Origin of the sequence: Pseudomonas sp. RA_35y_Pfl2_P32 (genome assembly GCF_963970735.1) — a bacterium.
Classification (GTDB): Bacteria; Pseudomonadota; Gammaproteobacteria; order Pseudomonadales; family Pseudomonadaceae; genus Aquipseudomonas.
Genome location: NZ_CAXAQF010000005.1, coordinates 143,213 through 161,416, shown reverse-complemented (window position 1 = coordinate 161,416; position 18,204 = coordinate 143,213). Strand labels below are relative to the sequence as shown.

Annotated in this window: 14 protein-coding genes and 2 pseudogenes; 7 read left to right on the top strand and 9 right to left on the bottom strand. The window is 63.1% G+C overall.

What is annotated here, in order from left to right:
* Positions 1 to 11: 11 nt before the first annotated feature.
* From AACY45_RS06870 to AACY45_RS06850, 5 genes and pseudogenes are all read right to left on the bottom strand, one after another.
* Positions 12 to 1,238: pseudogene (locus AACY45_RS06870) on the bottom strand (NAD(P)/FAD-dependent oxidoreductase); the annotation flags it as partial.
* A gap of 327 nt (positions 1,239 to 1,565) precedes the next feature.
* Positions 1,566 to 3,236: a bifunctional protein-serine/threonine kinase/phosphatase gene (locus AACY45_RS06865; protein ID WP_339544750.1), complete on the bottom strand. Its 1,671-nt coding sequence runs from the start codon at positions 3,234 to 3,236 to the stop codon at positions 1,566 to 1,568.
* 7 nt (positions 3,237 to 3,243) lie between these two features.
* On the bottom strand, positions 3,244 to 4,455 hold the full coding sequence (locus tag AACY45_RS06860) for a nitrate/nitrite transporter (protein WP_339544749.1): 1,212 nt from the start codon (positions 4,453 to 4,455) through the stop codon (positions 3,244 to 3,246).
* Positions 4,456 to 4,727: 272 nt separating this feature from the next.
* Complete coding sequence (locus AACY45_RS06855) at positions 4,728 to 5,303, bottom strand: ANTAR domain-containing response regulator (protein WP_166590083.1); 576 nt, start codon at positions 5,301 to 5,303, stop codon at positions 4,728 to 4,730.
* Between the two features lie 15 nt (positions 5,304 to 5,318).
* The gene (locus tag AACY45_RS06850; protein WP_339544748.1) at positions 5,319 to 6,530 is read right to left on the bottom strand and encodes a CmpA/NrtA family ABC transporter substrate-binding protein; all 1,212 of its coding nucleotides are present in this window, start codon (positions 6,528 to 6,530) and stop codon (positions 5,319 to 5,321) included.
* Positions 6,531 to 6,762: 232 nt separating this feature from the next.
* Between AACY45_RS06850 and AACY45_RS06845 the strand changes: the two genes are divergently transcribed.
* The gene (locus tag AACY45_RS06845; protein ID WP_339544747.1) at positions 6,763 to 7,782 is read left to right on the top strand and encodes a quinone-dependent dihydroorotate dehydrogenase; all 1,020 of its coding nucleotides are present in this window, start codon (positions 6,763 to 6,765) and stop codon (positions 7,780 to 7,782) included.
* 123 nt (positions 7,783 to 7,905) lie between these two features.
* On the opposite strand, the gene rmf is transcribed toward AACY45_RS06845, so the two are convergent.
* On the bottom strand, positions 7,906 to 8,121 hold the full coding sequence (gene rmf, locus AACY45_RS06840; protein ID WP_003223300.1) for a ribosome modulation factor: 216 nt from the start codon (positions 8,119 to 8,121) through the stop codon (positions 7,906 to 7,908).
* A 546-nt stretch (positions 8,122 to 8,667) separates the two neighbouring features.
* Between rmf and rlmKL the strand changes: the two genes are divergently transcribed.
* From rlmKL to AACY45_RS29240, 4 genes and pseudogenes are all read left to right on the top strand, one after another.
* The gene (rlmKL, locus tag AACY45_RS06835; protein ID WP_339544746.1) at positions 8,668 to 10,938 is read left to right on the top strand and encodes a bifunctional 23S rRNA (guanine(2069)-N(7))-methyltransferase RlmK/23S rRNA (guanine(2445)-N(2))-methyltransferase RlmL; all 2,271 of its coding nucleotides are present in this window, start codon (positions 8,668 to 8,670) and stop codon (positions 10,936 to 10,938) included.
* Between the two features lie 136 nt (positions 10,939 to 11,074).
* On the top strand, positions 11,075 to 11,350 hold the full coding sequence (locus AACY45_RS29250; RefSeq protein WP_445261168.1) for a hypothetical protein: 276 nt from the start codon (positions 11,075 to 11,077) through the stop codon (positions 11,348 to 11,350).
* Positions 11,250 to 11,813, top strand: a complete 564-nt coding sequence (locus AACY45_RS29245; protein WP_445261167.1) for a CHASE domain-containing protein — start codon at positions 11,250 to 11,252, stop codon at positions 11,811 to 11,813. Before AACY45_RS29250 ends, AACY45_RS29245 begins: the two co-directional genes overlap by 101 nt.
* A pseudogene (locus AACY45_RS29240) lies at positions 11,726 to 12,307 on the top strand (GGDEF domain-containing protein); the annotation flags it as partial. The gene AACY45_RS29245 and the pseudogene AACY45_RS29240, both read left to right, overlap by 88 nt.
* A gap of 64 nt (positions 12,308 to 12,371) precedes the next feature.
* On the opposite strand, the gene dacB reads toward AACY45_RS29240, so the two are convergent.
* Complete coding sequence (dacB, locus tag AACY45_RS06825) at positions 12,372 to 13,832, bottom strand: D-alanyl-D-alanine carboxypeptidase/D-alanyl-D-alanine endopeptidase (protein ID WP_339544745.1); 1,461 nt, start codon at positions 13,830 to 13,832, stop codon at positions 12,372 to 12,374.
* A gap of 233 nt (positions 13,833 to 14,065) precedes the next feature.
* Here dacB and AACY45_RS06820 point away from each other — a divergent pair, with 233 nt between their 5' ends.
* Positions 14,066 to 14,410 (top strand): YggL family protein, encoded by a 345-nt coding sequence (locus AACY45_RS06820; protein ID WP_095165457.1) that lies wholly within the window; start codon positions 14,066 to 14,068, stop codon positions 14,408 to 14,410.
* Between the two features lie 43 nt (positions 14,411 to 14,453).
* On the opposite strand, the gene AACY45_RS06815 is transcribed toward AACY45_RS06820, so the two are convergent.
* The gene (locus AACY45_RS06815) at positions 14,454 to 15,644 is read right to left on the bottom strand and encodes a benzoate/H(+) symporter BenE family transporter (RefSeq protein ID WP_339544744.1); all 1,191 of its coding nucleotides are present in this window, start codon (positions 15,642 to 15,644) and stop codon (positions 14,454 to 14,456) included.
* A 246-nt stretch (positions 15,645 to 15,890) separates the two neighbouring features.
* Between AACY45_RS06815 and AACY45_RS06810 the strand changes: the two genes are divergently transcribed.
* Positions 15,891 to 16,655, top strand: a complete 765-nt coding sequence (locus AACY45_RS06810) for a GntR family transcriptional regulator (protein ID WP_095165437.1) — start codon at positions 15,891 to 15,893, stop codon at positions 16,653 to 16,655.
* A gap of 243 nt (positions 16,656 to 16,898) precedes the next feature.
* Here AACY45_RS06810 and guaD read toward each other — a convergent pair whose 3' ends face one another.
* Positions 16,899 to 18,203 (bottom strand): guanine deaminase, encoded by a 1,305-nt coding sequence (gene guaD, locus AACY45_RS06805; RefSeq protein ID WP_339544743.1) that lies wholly within the window; start codon positions 18,201 to 18,203, stop codon positions 16,899 to 16,901.
* Position 18,204: the final 1 nt, after the last annotated feature.

Here is an 18,204-nt window from a genome sequence, read left to right as displayed (position 1 = left end):
AGTGCCAGGTCCTGGTGGCCGGCTTCGGCGAGCGCCGGCTCACCAAACATCAGGTGATCGCGAATGGCGGCAATGCCCTGGTGCTCTCGGATCTGCTGGAAATACCAGCCGCCATCGGCGGTATCGCCGTACAGACAGGCGCCGACCAGCACGTCATCCTTGATCACCAGTTTTTTGTAGATCCCGCCGATCGGGTCGCGCAGGGTGATGGTCTCGGTGCCTTCGCCCCCCATGAAGTCGCCAGCGGAGAACAGGTCGATGCCGGTGACTTTCAGCTTGGTCGCGGTCACCGAGCCTTTGTAGGTGGCAAAGCCCAACTGGGCCAGGTGGTTGGCGCAGACCTTGGCCTGCTCGAACAACGGCGCCACCAGGCCATAGGCAATGCCGCGATGGCTGGCGCATTCGCCGATGGCGTAGATGCGCGGGTCATAGGTCTGCAGGGTGTCGTTGACCAGGATGCCGCGGTTGCAGGGCAGGCCGGCCTGTTCTGCGAGCTCACTGGCCGGGCGGATCCCGGTGGCCATCACCACCAGGTCGGCGGGGATAATCTCGCCGTTCTTGAACTGTACCGAGCCCACCCGGCCGGTACCGGTGTCGAGCAGGGCCTGGGTCTGCTCACCCAGGCGAAAATGCAGGCCGCGTTGTTCCAGGGCGGCTTGCAGCAACTGGCCGCTGGTCTTGTCCAGTTGCCGCTCCAGCAACCACTCGCCGATGTGCACCACGGTCACGTGCATGCCGCGTAGCATCAGGCCGTTGGCCGCTTCCAGGCCTAGCAGGCCGCCGCCGATGACCACGGCGTGGCGGTGGGTGCGGGCGGTGTCGATCATGCTCTGGGTATCGGCGATGTCGCGGTAGCCCATCACCCCTGGTAGGGTGTTGCCCGGGATCGGCGGCATGAAGGGCGTCGAGCCGGTGGCGATCAGCAGGCGGTCGTAGTCGGCGCTGCTGCCGTCGGCGGCGATGACCCGGCGCTTGACCCGGTCGATCGCCACCACTTTGCGGTTGAGCAGCAAGGTGATGTTGTGCTCCTGGTACCACGAGAGGTCGTTGAGCACGATCTCTGCGAAGGTCTGCTCACCCGCCAGCACCGGGGACAGCAGGATGCGGTTGTAGTTGGTATGGGGTTCAGCGCCGAAAACCGTGATGTCATACAGTTCGCTGCTCAGCTTGAGCAGTTCTTCGAGCGTGCGGACCCCGGCCATCCCGTTGCCGATCATCACCAGTTTCAATTTTTTCATCGGGTTCTCCGCAAGCTCAGGCCGGTGTCATCGGGTCGATGGGACTGGCTCGGTGTAATTTGCGCAAACAAAAAAAGGCGTCCCGCTAGTGATCTAGCGAGGACGCCTTTGTCCTGGTCCCGTTCTCTCGGGGAGCGCACCCTTCGTCGTTGAAGGCTGGGCTGTATGTGTGGTGAAGGGGCTAATGCAGCGGTTGTGCCAAGTGGCGGTGGTCGCGGTTTATCGGGCCCGCCCGGGTGTTAGGGTGGCGAAGATGGGGTTTTGTGCACCGATTGAAGGCGCGGCGCACAGCAATGGCGCGACGCCGAAGGGGGCAGGTAGCAGGGCTCAGTGCCGAACAAGGGCAGCAAGCAGCACCAGGTTAAGCATTAGCAAGACCAACGCCAGGGTGCGCCAGACCTTCACCGGCTCGCGCTCCAGCAGCGGTCTTGGGCGCACGCTCAAGCTGCGTCGCTCGCCGTGTTCCAGAATCAGCAACCATTGCTCGGCGGTTTCGTAGCGTTCGGCCGGGTCGGCGTTTACTGCGCATTCCAGGCTTTGTCCCAGCCAGTCCGGCAGGTCCGGGCGGTAGCGCTGGGCATTCACCGGCTGGCCGAAGCGCGGACGCTGGAAGGCTTCGATTTCACCGTAGGGAAAATGCCCGGTGGCCAGGTAATACAGGGTTACGCCGACGGCATACAGGTCCTGTTGCGCAGACGGCGCCTCACCGTTAAAGGCTTCCGGGGCGATATAGCTCGGTGTGCCGGGCAGTGCGTTGGCTTGATCCTCGGACAGGCCCGGGCAGTACGCCAGGCCAAAATCCAGCAGGCGCAACTCACCGTCTTCGCTCAGCAGCAGGTTTTCCGGCTTGATGTCGCGGTGCAGGATCTGCCGTCGATGCAGCATGCCCACCGCACGCAACAGGCGCTCGGCCAGTGCCTGCCATTGCGCCAGCGGCAGCGGACCGGACTGGGCGAAGGTCTGGGCAAGGGTCTGCCCCGGGTATTCGCGCATCAGGTAGTACAGGTGCTGACGCTGGGTTGCCGGATGGACCTCGGGAAAACTGCGCCCGGCGACGCGTTTGAGAAACCACTCCTCTGACAGCAGGGCCTGGGCAGCCTGGCTGTCGTCGTTCAACGGCGCCGGCAAGGTTTTCAGCAGCCAGGGTTGCTGCTGGCTGTCGTGGACGCGATAGATCAGCGACTGCTGGCTCTGCCCCAGCAGTTTCTCGACCTGCCAGCCTTCGAAGCGCTGGCCGGGTTTGAGGAGGGGCGGCAAGGGCCATTGTTGCAGGTGGATCAGCGCATCGCCGATGCTCGCCTCGCCAAGGGCGTCGACCCGCACCAGCAGCGCGCTGGCGTTGTCCTGGCTGCCGGCCAGGTGCGCGGCATTGACCAGGGTCTGGGCCGCGCTGTGCAGGTCCGGCTGATCGCGCAGAATCCCGGCAATCGTGGTGTCGCCCAACGTTGCCCAGACCCCGTCGCTGAGCAGCACGAAGCACTCGCCGGCACGCAACTCGCCGTCGAGAAAATCCAGCACCAGGTGTTGATCCAGGCCCAGGGCGCGCTTGAGCACATGCTGCATGCCCGGTTGCTCCCAGACGTGGTCCTCGCTGATGCGTTGCAATTGTTCGGCGTGCCAGCGATACACCCGGCAATCGCCGACGTGGGCCAGGGTGAAACGTTGTCCGCGCAGCACCAGCGCACTCACGGTGGTGAGCAGCGGCAGGCCGCCACCGTTGGCCTGCAACCAGCGGTTCTGCGCCAGCAGCAGGCGGTCCAGGGACTGCGCCACGCCCCAGGTCTGCGGTGTGGCGTAGTAGTCCAGGGCCAGCGCCTGCAAGGTGGTGCGCGCTGCCAGCCCGCCATCGGCGCATTGGCTGACGCCATCGGCGATGGCGAACAGAAATCCCTTGCTCACGGCCAGCTCTGCAGCGGGCGTGACCAGGCGCAGGGCGTCCTGGTTTTCCTCGCGCGGGCCGATGGCGCTGGCTTCGGCAAAGCTCAATTGCAGGCTCATCGACGCCTCAGACCCGCGCAGCGGTCACGGCAGCCGAGCCCCAGGTGGTTCTCCAGCGCCGCTTGACCCCGTGCAGGCCGAACCACGCCAGGACGCCGAGGCTGGCGAACAGCCACAAGGCCAGTTGATAACTGCCGGTGCTCTGTTTGATCGCGCCCATGCCGGCGGCGAGGGCAAACCCGCCGATCCCGCCCGCCATGCCGATCAACCCAGTCATTACGCCGATTTCCCGGCGAAAACGCTGGGGCACCAACTGGAACACCGCGCCATTGCCGGCGCCAAGGCCCAGCATGGTGCAGACGAACAGCGCCAGTGCCGCATAGGAGTTGGGCAGGTTGAAGCCGACGGCGGCAATGCACACGACCGCGACGCCGTACATCAGCAGCAGGGTGCGAATCCCGCCGAAGCGATCGGCCAGGGCGCCGCCCAGTGGGCGCATCAGGCTGCCGCCAAACACGCAGGCGGCGGTGTAGTAGCCGGCCGTCACCGGGCTCAGGCCGTACTGGTCGTTGAAGTAGCCGGGCAGGGCGCTGGCCAGGCCGATGAAGCCGCCAAAGGTCACGCAGTAGAAGAACATGAACCACCAGCTGTCGCGATCACCCAGGGCCTTGAAGTAATCGCTCATGGATTTGGCCTTGGGCCGTTGCGGCGCGTTTTTCGCCAGCCAGGCGAAGACGATCAGGGTCAGGATCAGCGGGATCAGGGCGAAGCCGAACACGTTGCTCCAGCCAAACGCGGCTGCCAGCACCGGCGCGATCAGCGCCGCGAGCACGGTGCCCGAGTTGCCCGCACCGGCGATGCCCATGGCCTTGCCCTGGTGCTGCGGCGGGTACCACTGCGAGGCCAGGGGCAGGGCGACGGCAAACGAGGCCCCGGCCATGCCCAGGAACACCCCCAGCAGCAGGGCTTGCTCGTAGCTGTGGATGCCCAGCTTCCAGGCGCCGAACAGCGCGCAGATGACGATGACCTGGCCAATCAGGCCGGCGGTCTTGGGCGACAGGCGGTCAGCGAGCAGGCCCATGACAAAACGCAGCAAGGCCCCGGCGAGGATCGGCGTGGCTACCATCAACCCGCGCTGTTGGGTGGTCAGGTGCAGGTCGGCGGCAATTTGCACGGCCAGTGGTCCCAGCAGGTACCAGACCATGAAGCTCAGGTCGAAATACAGGAATGCCGAGAACAGGGTCGGGGTATGGCCGGATTTCCAGAAGCTTGAATTCATCGCGCACCTCAGCGGTTAAGAGTCTCGAAGGGAGTCGTGAGCTTGGCGGTGGCGCGCCGCGACGGCCGCACCACCGGCCCCGGGCTGTGGGGCCAAAACGAAAAAACGCCGCAACCCGCTGCGCTTGCGCGAAAGGGGTGTGCGACGTCGTTGTCGTGGGTGGGGCAACCGCCGTTGGTTACCTGTGTGGATTACTTAGCGATATCTGTGCCAACAAGAGCAACCGCGAGGGTCGCCAACGATGCCGCGCAAAACGTGATTCAACGCAGCGTTCACTCCAGCAACTCACTCATGGCAATGATCTGCTCGGCCACCTGGATCAGCTTCTGTTGACGGCTCATGGCCTGGCGGCGCATCAGGGTGTAGGCCTGTTCTTCGTTGCAGGCCTTCATTTTCATCAGCAGGCCCTTGGCCAATTCGATGCGCTTGCGCTCGGCCAGTTGCTGGTCCCGGGCAAACAGTTGGGCGCGCAGGGCCTGGTCGCTTTCAAAGCGCGCCATGGCCACATCGAGGATTGGCTGCAGGCGGGCGGCATGGATGCCTTCGACGATGTAGGCGCTGACGCCAGACTTGATCGCCTGGCGCATCACGCCCGGGTCGTGTTCGTCGGTGAACATCACGATCGGCCGTGGCTGGTCGCGGCTCACCAGCACCACTTGTTCCAGCACATCGCGGCTGGGTGACTCGGTATCGATCAGGATCACGTCCGGGCGCACCGTTTCGACGCGCGCGGGCAGGTCGATGGTCAGGCCCGATTCGTCGATCACCTCAAACCCGGCTTCGGTCAGGGCGGTCTTCAGGCGTCCGACTTTTTTTGCGGTGTCATTGATCAGCAGGATTCGCAACATGCTCATGCTCTCCTGTCAGGGTTGGGCGCGCAGGGCGGGGGTGTCGGTCATGGCGTGCAGGGTGAAACTGCGGGCATAGGCCGCCGGGTCCGCACCGTCCCAGATCTTGCCGTCGATCAATTGGCTGCGGCGCATCTCATGGCTGTCCGCGGTTATGCCCAAGGCCCCGGCCGCGTCGCGGTACAGGCCCAGTTGCTGGACCTGGCGGGCCACGCCCAGGTAATCCGGGTCGTCGCGCAGCAAGCCCCAGCGGCGGAACTGGGTCATGAACCACATGCCGTCGCTCAAGTAGGGCATGTTCACCTCGCCATGGCCGTGAAAACGCAGCGCATGTGGGTCCTGCCAGCGGTTGCCGAGACCGTCGGCGTAGTCGCCGAGCAAGCGTGGCTCGATGTTGTCCACGGGGGTATCGAGGTAGTCGGCGGCGCTGAGCAACTGTGCGGTGCTGCGGCGGTTTTCCGGGCTTTGCTCGATGAACCGGCTGGCTTCCAGGATCGCCATCACCAGCGCTCGGGCGGTATTGGGGTATTGCTCGATGAAGGCGCGGGTGCAGGCGAGGACTTTTTCCGGGTGGTCGGGCCAGATGGCCTGGCTCGTCGCCAGGGTAAAGCCGAGGTTCTGCTGCACCGCGCTGGCGCTCCAGGGTTCGCCCGCGCAAAACCCGTCAATGCGCCCGGCCTGCAAGTGCGCGACCATTTGCGGCGGTGGCACCACCACGCTGGTGACATCGCGCAGCGGATGAATGCCCTGGCTGGCCAGCCAGTAGTACAACCACATGGCGTGGGTGCCGGTGGGGAAGGTCTGGGCGAAGGTGAGTTTTGGGCGACTTTGGTGCACGTGCCGATCCAGTGCCTCAGGACTGGTCACGCCCAGGCTTTGCAGACCGTGGGAAAGGTTGATGCTCTGCCCGTTGTGGTTCAGGCCCATGAGCACGGCCATGTCGGTGGCGGCCACGCCGCCAATGCCCAGGTGCACCGCGTACACCAGGCCATAAAGGCTATGGGCGGCATCCAGTTCGCCGCTGACCAACTTGTCCCGCAGGTTGGCCCAGGACGTTTGGCGCTTGAGGTTCAGGGTCAGGCCGTAGGGCTGGGCAAAGCCCTGGGTGGCGGCGACCACCACCGAGGCGCAATCGCTCAGGGCCATGAAGCCCAGGTTGATTGAGGTCTTTTCCGGCGCATCGCTGCCATTGACCCAGGCCAGTGGGCCGACTGATGGTTCGTTCATCGAGAGTGCACCTTGCAAAAAAAAGCGTCGCCCCGGACCGCTGTGCAAGCAAAGTCGGATGACGACGCCATGGTCTTTCGACTCATCCCGGCGCTGGCATGAGTACGGATAGGGTTCACGGTGCAAGGCATATGCCATTGCCGAGGGATTTGTACATGTGCCTCGCCTGCGACCCCGATGCCCGGCTATAATCGCCGCCTTATTTCGCCGCCGACTCGAGTCAAGCCCACCCATGTATACCCTGGCCCGCCAACTGCTGTTCAAACTCTCCCCGGAAACCTCCCACGATCTGTCCCTGGACTTGATTGGTGCGGGCGGGCGCCTGGGCCTGAACGGGTTGCTGTGCAAGGCGCCGGCCCACGTGCCGGTGACTGTCATGGGCCTGGACTTCCCCAACCCGGTCGGCCTGGCGGCAGGCCTGGACAAGAACGGCGCGGCCATCGACGGTTTTGCCCAGCTCGGTTTTGGTTTCGTCGAAATCGGCACCATCACCCCGCGCCCACAACCGGGCAATCCCAAGCCACGGATTTTTCGCTTGCCGCAAGCCGAGGCGATCATCAACCGCATGGGGTTCAACAACCTCGGCGTCGATCACTTGCTGGCCCGCGTTGCCGCGGCCAAGTACAAGGGCGTGCTGGGGATCAACATCGGCAAGAACTTCGATACGCCGGTCGAGCGCGCAGTCGACGACTACCTGATCTGCCTGGACAAGGTCTACGCCCACGCCAGCTATGTCACGGTCAATGTCAGTTCGCCGAACACCCCGGGCCTGCGCAGCCTGCAGTTCGGTGATTCGCTCAAGCAACTGCTGGCCGACCTGGCCACGCGCCGCGCCGAACTGGTCCTGCGCCATGGCAAGCATGTGCCCCTGGCGATCAAGATCGCCCCGGACATGACGGACGAAGAGACCGTCCAGGTGGCGCAGGCGCTGATTGAAACCGGCATGGACGCGGTCATCGCCACCAACACCACCCTGAGCCGGGTGGGCGTCGAAGGCATGGAGCACGGTGACGAGATGGGCGGCTTGTCGGGCGCCCCGGTGCGTGAGAAGAGCACCCATACGGTCAAGGTGCTGGCGGCGGAACTGGCGGGGCGCTTGCCGATCATCGCGGCGGGCGGGATTACCGAAGGACGGCACGCTGCTGAGAAAATCGCCGCGGGTGCCAGCCTGGTGCAGATCTATTCGGGCTTCATCTACAAGGGCCCGGCGCTGATCCGTGAATCGGTCGACGCCATCGCCGCCCTGCGCTAATACAGACAGCCATAAAAAAGGGCCCCTCAAGGGGGCCCCTGGGCCGAAGCCCGCCGTCCGGAGAGGACGTGCATGGTTAAGTCGTTACGTAATCAAGTTGTCGTGTCGGAATGTGTGCCCCGTTTAGCCGACGGCGTGAAGTTCGTTGAGTCTGTGGATTCCCGCAGTGCCGGTCATACCGTCCCAGTTGTCGCCGCGTCCTTCTCGCCAGCCGTTAATCCAGGCTTGGCGTACCGACGGTAGAGTAAATGGGCAAAGCTCACGGGATTTGCCACCAACGCCATATTGATATCCGCGCAAAAATGCTCTTTCCAACGGATCACGCTTAAGTCTTCTCATAGGGTGTTGCCCTCACTTGTTGACTGTATGTGTCGCGTCGACCTCTATCGAGGTCAGGCAGAAAACGCTCTGCCAATGGCGGCTCGCTGCCGGCGTGGCGAGCCAAGGTGTTGACGTCGTTGCGGCGTCAACCTGAGTTGAGTTCTAACCAATGCGTCACATCGAGGGAATGATCGTTTTGTCATAAGGACGTAACGATAAAGATGTTAAGGCCATAAGAAACAACACGGGTTTTGCCGGGTGGTTGGCCAAACCCCGCTATGATCAGGCTCTCAAAGAATGATGAGGCGAATGCTTCCCGTGTCATGTCCAACCGATGCACTCGGTTACTATTCGACGAAGGGTCGAGTTATGACATTTTATTGCATCGAATCTTTTATCTGCCCGGGCATCTAAGCTCATTCCAGCCGGTTGGCTGGAACAGCCGCCAGGGTGGGACGGCACACCTTCGTGCCACGCGAGCGCTCTTTTAGAAAAGCGCTTGATTGAAAACCGAGCGGTCAATGCGTTGCCCGTTCACTTATCGCTAAAGGCCCTGGAACTCCCATGTCGGATCGTTACGAACTCTTCCTCACTTGCCCAAAAGGCCTTGAAGGCCTGCTCATCGAGGAAGCCGTCGGGCTTGGCCTTGAGGAAGCGCGCGAGCACACCTCGGCTGTGCGCGGCATGGCTACCATGGAAACCGCTTATCGCCTGTGCCTGTGGTCGCGCCTGGCAAACCGCGTGCTGTTTGTCCTCAAGCGCTTCCCGATGAAGGACGCCGAAGACCTCTACCACGGCGTGCTGGATGTCGAGTGGCAAGACCACATGCTGGCGGACGGCACCCTGGCGGTGGAGTTCAGCGGCCACGGTTCGGGCATCGACAACACCCACTTCGGCGCCCTGAAGGTCAAGGATGCCATTGTCGACAAACTGCGCACGCCGTCGGGCGAACGTCCATCGATCGACAAGCTCAACCCGGACCTGCGCATTCACCTGCGCCTGGACCGTGGCGAAGCGATCCTCTCCCTGGACCTGTCCGGGCACAGCCTGCACCAGCGCGGCTATCGCCTGCAGCAAGGTGCCGCTCCGCTGAAGGAAAACCTTGCGGCGGCGATCCTGATTCGTGCCGGCTGGCCACGCATCGCGGCCCAGGGCGGCGCCCTGGCTGACCCGATGTGTGGTGTCGGGACCTTCCTGGTGGAAGCGGCGATGATTGCCGCCGACATGGCCCCCAACCTGCGTCGTGAGCAATGGGGCTTCACCGCCTGGCTCGGCCACGTGCCGGCGCTGTGGAAAAAACTCCATGAAGAAGCCAGCGCCCGTGCCGCCGCCGGGTTGGCCAAGCCACCGCTGTGGATCCGCGGTTACGAGGCTGATCCGCGCCTGATCCAGCCGGGTCGCAACAACGTCGAGCGTGCTGGCCTGAGCGAGTGGATCAAGATCTACCAGGGCGAAGTGGCCACCTTCGAGCCGCGCCCGGACCAGAACCAGAAAGGCCTGGTGATCTGCAACCCGCCGTACGGCGAGCGCCTGGGCGACGAGGCGAGCCTGCTCTACCTCTACCAGAACCTTGGCGAGCGCCTGCGTCAGGCCTGCCTGAACTGGGAAGCGGCGGTGTTCACCGGCGCGCCGGACCTGGGCAAACGCATGGGCATACGCAGCCACAAGCAGTATGCGTTCTGGAACGGCGCCTTGCCGTGCAAGCTGCTGCTGATCAAAGTGCTGCCCGACCAGTTCGTCACCGGCGAGCGCCGGACCCCGGAGCAACGCCAGGCCGAGCGTGAACAGGCGATCTACGACCAGGCGCCGGTCGAACCGCAAGAGCGTCAGTACAACAAGAATGGCAACCCGATCAAGCCCACCCCGGCCCCCGTGCCCGTGGTCGAGCAGGCGCGTCTGAGCGAGGGCGGGCAGATGTTTGCCAACCGTCTGCAGAAGAACCTCAAGGCCCTGGGCAAGTGGGTCAAGCGCGAAGGGATCGACTGCTACCGCGTATACGATGCCGACATGCCTGAGTACTCGATGGCCATCGACCTGTATCACGACTGGGTCCATGTGCAGGAGTACGCCGCACCGAAGTCGATCGACCCGGAAAAAGCCTCGGCGCGGATGTTCGACGCCCTGGCCGCCATTCCCCAGGCTTTGAACATCGACAAAAGCCGCGTGGTGGTCAAGCGCCGCGAGCGCCAGAGTGGTACCAAGCAGTACGAGCGCCAGAGTGCCCAGGGCAAGTTTGTCGAGGTCAACGAAGGCGGGGTCAAGCTGCTGGTCAACCTGACCGACTACCTCGACACCGGGCTGTTCCTGGACCACCGTCCGATGCGCATGCGCATCCAGAAAGAGGCGGCCGGCAAACGTTTCCTCAACCTGTACTGCTACACCGCGACCGCCAGCGTGCACGCGGCCAAGGGGGGCGCCCGCAGCACCACCAGCGTCGACCTGTCCAAGACTTACCTGGACTGGGCGCGCCGCAACCTGTCGCTCAACGGTTTCTCCGACAAGAACCGCCTGGAGCAGGGCGATGTCATGGCCTGGCTGGAAGCCAACCGTGACGAGTTCGACATGATCTTCATCGATCCGCCGACCTTCTCCAACTCCAAGCGCATGGAAGGCATCTTCGACGTCCAGCGTGACCACGTGCAGTTGCTCGACCTGGCCATGGCACGCCTGGCGCCGGGCGGGGTGTTGTACTTCTCCAACAACTTCCGCAAGTTCCAGCTCGAAGACAACCTCACAACGCGCTACGCCGTCGAGGAAATCACCGCGCAAACCATCGACCCGGACTTTGCCCGTAACGGCAAGATCCACCGCGCCTGGAAAATCATGGCGCGCTAAGGTTCGACGGGATCCATAGAGCCTTGATGCTTCTCGGCTCTATGGGTTATTGGGCTGGCAAAGCTAATGGCGAATAGCTATAACTTCAGACAAGGCCCAGGTGACGCCGAAGCTCACTGGCGTTTGAGTGTTGCTTATGCCGTTGCATGCCGCACGACCGAAAATCCTGGGCTTCATCAATGAAGATGTCTCGGCCTGGCGGGTAGCACTGCTGGCGTTGTTGGCCGGTGGCGTGCTCACGGGCCTGCTCGCCTGGACTGCCCTCAATGCCCACCAGCAACAGGTGGCGCAACGTTTTCAGTTGCTGGCCAATGAGCGCAAGAGCCGCATCGCCGAGCGTTTCGCCGATCAGGAACAGCGCCTCGACAGCCTGCGCCGTTTCTTCCTCAACTCCGCCGGGGGTTTCCCGTGAGGAGTTCGATGGCTACACCCATCCCTTGTTGCAGCGCACCCAGGCCTATGGCTGGGCACCGTTGATCGCCGGCGACCAGCGCGTGGCCTTTGAGCGCGAGGTACGGCAACAGGGTCTCAGCGATTTCTCCATTCTCGACCTCGATTCCGCGGGCGGCGCACGCGTGGCCGGGGTGCGCGCGCACTACGCACCGCTGCTCTACAAGCAGACTTCAGGCATCCAGGGCGCGCCCCTGGGGGCGGACGTGTTGGCCCAGCCCGCACGCCGGGAGACCCTGGACAAGGCCCGCGAACAGGGGGTGATGGTGGTGTCGCAACCGCTGCTGTTGCAAGGCGTCGCCGCCGAGTTCGCCAGCGGCGTGTTGCTGGCAGCACCCGCTGGGTACGGGGCGAGGCCACGCCGGAAGAGCTGCCCGGCGGTGGTGTGCTGTGGCATGGCTACATCTCGGACGTTTCCGACATGAAGCGGGTCGAGGAGGAGTTGCGGGCCCTGTCGGTGACTGATGCGCTGACCGGGATCCACAACCGGCGCTATTTCCAGGAGCGACTGACCCTGGAGATGGCCCGGGTGTCGCGGGGCAATGGCGAGTTGGCGGTGATCATGCTGGATATTGACCACTTCAAACAGATCAACGACCGCCACGGCCATGCCGCGGGCGACCGGGTGTTGCAGGCCGTGTGCCAGCGGATTGCCCATCGTCTGCGATGCACCGATGTGTTCTGTCGCCTGGGGGGAGAGGAGTTCATGGTGTTGTGCCCGGATACCGATGGCCAGCATGCCTACCGCTTGGCGATCGAGCTCTGGCAGAGCCTGCGCACCGTGCCCATCGACGGCCTCGGCACGGTGACCGGCAGTTTTGGCATTGCCAGTTGGCGCCCGGGGGAGGGCGCCGATGCGTTGCTGCTGCGCGCAGACTCGGGGGTGTATGCGGCCAAGCAGGCGGGTCGGGATCGGGTGTTCGAGGAACTGCCGTAGTTTCCGACGGCTGCGCACCCTGCGGCGCGCAGCCTTGACTCGAGGGCTAGAGGGCGGAGGCGGTGGCCGCCAGTTTTGGCTGGCGATACAGGTCCAGCAACACCTGATCGAGTACCGACGAAGCCCCAAAGGGTGCCTTGTCGTTGAGGATCGCGACCACGGCCCAGGTGTTGCCATTGTTGTCGCGGCTGAAGCCGGCAATCGCCCGGACAGTGTTCAGGGTGCCGGTCTTGACGTGGGCTTCGCCGCGCATTGCTGTGGTTTTCAGGCGTTTGCGCATGGTGCCGTCCATGCCGGCAATCGGCATCGAGCTGACGAATTCGGCCGAGTACGGGCTTCTCCAGGCAGCCTGCAGCATGCGCGCCATCTCACGGGCGCTGACGCGCTCGGCACGGGACAGGCCGGACCCGTTCTCCATCACCAGGTGCGGCGCAGTGATGCCTTTTTTCGCCAGCCACTGGCGCACGACGCGCTGGGCGGCCATGGCGTCGTCGCTGTCGGCGTTGGTGCGGAATTTTGCGCCCAGGCTGAGGAACAGCTGCTGGGCCATGGTGTTGTTACTGTATTTGTTGACGTCGCGGATGATCTCCGCCAGGTCCGGGGAGAATGCCCGGGCCAGGACCTTGGCGTTTTTCGGCACCGCGCCTTGACGATCCTTGCCCTGGATGCTGCCGCCCAGTTCCTGCCAGATCGCCCGTACGGCGCCGGCGGTGTAGGTGGCATGGTCGAGCAGCGAGAGGTAGGTCTGCGAGCTGCAGCCGTCGCCCAGTTGGCCGGCCACGGTCACGGTGACGCTGCCATCGGCCTGGGTCACCGGGTTGTAGCGCACGCCGCCGGCGCACTGCTTGGAATTGACGGCCTTGACCTGGTTCTCGATGCGGATGCTGGCAATCGGCGGTTCGACCGAGATCAGGACCCGGCCCGAATCATTGCGGGCGACAAAGCGCAGGGCCTTGAGGTTGACCATGGCCGCGTCAGGCTTGACCAGGAACGGCTTGTTATCGTCATTGCCGTCATCATTGAACTGCGGCAATTGCGGTTGATTGAAGAAGCTGCGGTCCAGTACCAGGTCGCCGGTGACTTGCTGCACGCCATTGGCTCGCAGGTCGCGCATCAGCAGCCAGAGTTTCTCCATGTTCAGTTTCGGATCGCCGCCGCCCTTGAGGTACAGGTTGCCGCGCAGGATGCCGCCGCTGAGGGTGCCGTCGGTGTAGAACTCGGTTTTCCACTGGTGGTTGGGGCCGAGCATTTCCAGGGCCGCGTAGGTGGTCACCAGTTTCATGGTGGACGCCGGGTTGACCGAGACGTCGGCGTTGAACACGGTCGGGGTGCCGGGGCCGTTCAGGGGAATCATCACCAGCGACAGCGCACTGTCGGGTAGCTTGCTGGCCTTGAGGGCTTTTTCGACGTTGGGGGTCAGGGCGGTATTGACGGGCGCAGCAGAAACAGTAAAGGCCAGGGGAACAAGCAGGCTGGCCAGCAACAATGGACGCAAAGATCTGATCATATGAAATAAAACCCTACAGCCGAGGGGAAAAAAGATGAGGGCATGAAGATAAATTCCCTCAGTGGTCACGAAATTGTCGGCATTATGCCCAAGGTATAGCGCGTTGTGCCGCAAGCAGGTGAGCTAATCGGCTATTTTTTTACCGGCGGTAAAGGCGGGCGTCCAGAGAGTCGGGCAATGGGCGACTTAAAATGCTAAAGTGCCGCCCGATATTACTTATGAGGATTGTTCCAATGGCGACTAACCGTTCCCAGCGTCTGCGCAAAAAACTGTGCGTCGATGAATTTCAAGAGCTGGGTTTCGAACTGAACCTGGATTTCAAAGAAGATTTGGCTGATGAAGCCATTGACGCTTTCCTCGATGCATTCCTCAAAGAAGCCATGGAAGCCAACGGTCTGGGTTATGTTGGCGGCGACGACTACGGTCTGGTTTGCCTGCAGAAGCGTGGCTCGGTTTCCGAAGAGCAGCGTGCAGCTGTTGAAGCCTGGCTCAAAGGCCGTAGCGAACTGACCGAAGTCACCGTCAGCCCGTTGCTGGACGTCTGGTACCCGGAAAAGCCGATCAATCCGGTAGCTTGATGTTGAAAAAACGGCGACCCTCGGGTCGCCGTTTTTTTATCTCTCAGGCGTTGCGCCAGTTCAGAATCATCAGCGTCACCACTCCCGCCACAATCCCCCAGAACGCCGAACCAATGGAAAACAGTGTCAGCCCCGACGCCGTGACCATAAAGGTGATCAGCGCCGCTTCACGCTCGCGGGTTTCACTCATGGCAATGCTCAGGCCATTGATGATGGAGCCGAACAGCGCCAGTGCGGCAATCGACAGCACCAGTTCCTTGGGCAAGGCCGCGAACAGCGCCGCCAACGTCGCTCCGAAGACCCCGGCAATGCCGTAGAAAATCCCGCACCAGACCGCCGCGGTGTAGCGCTTATTGCGATCTTCGTGGGCGTGCGGCCCGGTGCAGATTGCCGCGCTGATGGCCGCCAGGTTGATCCCGTGGGAGCCGAAGGGCGCCAGCAGCAGCGAGGCAAGACCGGTGGCGGTGATCAGCGGCGAGGCGGGCACGTTATAGCCGTCGGCGCGCAGCACTGCGATGCCGGGCATGTTCTGCGAGGTCATGGCCACCACAAACAGCGGGATACCGATGCTGATGGTCGCGGCGAGGGAAAAGTGCGGGGTGGTCCATACCGGCGTCGCCACTTCGAGGTGGAAGCCGCTGAAGTCCAGCAGGCCCATGAGCCCCGACAAGGCCGTGCCGATCAACAGCGCCGCCAGCACCGCGTAGCGCGGCGACAGGCGCTTGACCACCAGGTAGGTGAAAAACATCCCCAGGACCAGGCCGGTACGGTGCTGGGCGGCGACGAAGATCTCACTGCCGATCTTGAACAGGATCCCGGCCAGCAGGGCTGCGGCCAGTGACGCCGGGATGCGTTTCACCAGGCGTTCGAAGCTGCCGGTCATGCCACAAATCGTTACCAGCACGGCGCAGGTGATGTAGGCGCCAATCGCCTCGCCGTAGCTGACCCCCGACAGGCTGGTGATCAGCAATGCCGCGCCCGGCGTCGACCAGGCAATGGTGATGGGGGTGCGATAACGCAGGGACAGGCCGATGGAGCACACCGCCATGCCGATCGAGATGGCCCAGATCCACGAGGAAATCTGCCCGCTGGTCAGGCCGGCGGCCTGTCCGGCCTGGAACATCAGTACCAGGGAGCTGGTATAGCCGGTCATCATTGCGATGAACCCGGCGACAATGGCCGAGGGGGAGGTGTCGGCCAGCGGGCGGAGCTGGGTGCGGGTGGCGTCGTTCATGACAGCGCTGTTCCTTGTGTCTTGTAGGCCGCGAGTGAAGCGCGAAGGCGTTTTGCGGGTTCAAGCCTAAACTCAAACGTAACTGATCGTTGCAATACAGCCGGGGTCGTATATGGCCGTACAGTCGTGTTGCCACCTGCAGTTGTGTACAATATGCCGTGTTTTTTACGCGATACTTGCCCGCGACCCACTGTGACGTATTACAGTCACAGTCTCTTCGCCGCAGTTCTCCCGACTCGAGTGCCCATGAACGAACAGTTGCAGCCCCTCAAGAAACAACCGCGAGCAGGCAAAGCCGGCCGCAGCGGAACCCAGGACGATATTGTCTATGCGCATATCTTCGAGGCCATCCTCGAGCAGCGCCTGGCGCCCGGTACCAAATTGAGCGAAGAGGCGCTGGGAGAGATTTTCGGAGTCAGCCGCACCATCATTCGCCGCGCCCTGTCGCGCCTGGCCCACGAAGGCGTGGTGCTGTTGCGCCCGAACCGTGGTGCCGTGGTTGCCAGCCCGAGTGTCGACGAAGCACGCCAGGTGTTCATGGCCCGGCGCCTGGTGGAACGGGCGATTACCGAACTGGCGGTCGAACACGCCAGCGCCGAAGAGCTGAGCGAGTTGCGCCAGATGGTCAACGACGAGCGCGACAGCTTCTCCCGCGGTGACCGAGGTGCCGGCATCCGTCTTTCCGGGGAGTTTCACCTGAAGCTGGCCGAGGCGGCGAAAAACGCGCCGTTGATCAGCTTCCAGCGCAGCCTGGTGTCGCAGACCTCGTTGATCATTGCCCAGTACGAAAGCGGTAACCGCTCGCACTGTTCCTACGACGAACACACCCAGTTGATCGATGCCATCGAGGCCCGCGACGCGACCCTGGCGGTGAACCTGATGATGCATCACATGGATCACATCGACAGCAAGCTCAACCTCGACGAAGAAAGCGCCTCGGATGACCTGCATGCAGTGTTCTCCCATCTGCTGCAGACCAAGAAGCCAGGCCGCTCACCCGCCAAGCTTTGACAGCAATCCCTTGTAGGAGCGAGCCTGCTCGCGAAGGACGTAAGGACGCCGCGTTGAATCAGGTTTGGCGCGTTTTCGTTGGCGACCATCGCGAATAGGCCGCAAGCGGGCGCCCGCCCCTACAGGGGGTTTGTGTGTGATACATATCCTGTGGAACGAGCGTGCTCGCGATGGCAGTCTGGCAGGCAACAAAAAATCCCCCGCAATCCACTATTGCGGGGGTTTTTTTTTGGCCGGAAAACCTTAGCGCTGGTGCACCAGGTTCCCCGCCGCATAGGTCTGCAGCACCGTCCGGTCATCCCCCAGGGTCATCAATACAAACAGGGTTTCGGCGATGTTGTTCGCCTGTTGCAGGCGGTAGCTGAGCAGCGGTGTGGCGTGATAGTCGAGCACCAGGAAGTCGGCGTCGGTGCCCGGTTGCAGGGTCCCGATGCGGTCTTCCAGGCGCAGCGCGCGGGCGCCGCCGAGGGTCGCCAGGTACAGCGACTTGAACGGACTCAGGCGTGCGCCTTGCAGTTGCATGACTTTGTAGGCTTCGTTGAGGGTGTGCAGCAGCGAGAAGCTGGTGCCGGCGCCCACGTCGGTGCCGAGGCCGACGTTGAGGTTGTGCTTCTCGGCCATCGGCAGGTTGAACAGGCCGCTGCCGAGGAAGAAGTTGGACGTCGGGCAGAACGCTACTGCCGAACCGGTCTCGGCCAGCCGTGCACATTCGTCGTCACACAGGTGTACGCCATGGGCGAACACCGAACGCTCACCCAGCAACTGGTAATGGTCGTAGACATCCAGGTAGCCCTTGCGCTCCGGGAACAGTGCCTTGACCCATTCGATCTCCTGCAGGTTTTCACTGATGTGGGTCTGCATGTACAGGTCGGGGTACTCGCTGAGCAATTGGCCGGCGAGGGTCAGTTGCTCCGGGGTGCTGGTCGGCGCAAAGCGCGGAGTCACCGCATAGTGCAGGCGGCCCTTGCCGTGCCAGCGCTCGATCAGCGCCTTGCTTTGCTCGTAGCTGGATTCGGCGGTGTCGGTCAGGTAGTCCGGTGCGTTGCGGTCCATCATCACCTTACCGGCGATCATCCGCAGGTCGAGCTTTTGCGCCTGCTCGAAGAACGAGTCCACCGATTGCGGGTGCACGCTGCCGAATACCAGGGCGGTGGTGGTGCCGTTGCGCAGCAGTTCCTTGATGAAGATCCCGGCCACTTCCTCGGCGTGGGCCTTGTCGGCGAACTGGCTTTCGCAGGGGAAGGTGTAGGTGTTGAGCCAGTCCAGCAGTTGTTCGCCGTAGGCACCGACCATGCCGGTTTGTGGCAGGTGGATGTGGGTGTCGATGAAGCCTGGGGTAATCAAGGCGTCTTTGTGGTGGACGATTTCAATGTCCGCCGGCAGGCTGGCCAGCAGCTCGCTGGCATGGCCGAGGGCACTGATCCGACCGCTTTCGGTGACCAGCAAGCCGTCTTCGAAGTACTGGTAGGAGGCTTCGATCCCGACCACGGCAGGGTCGGCGATGCTGTGCAGGATGGCGGCGCGGTAGGCTTTGCGAGTCGAAGGCATG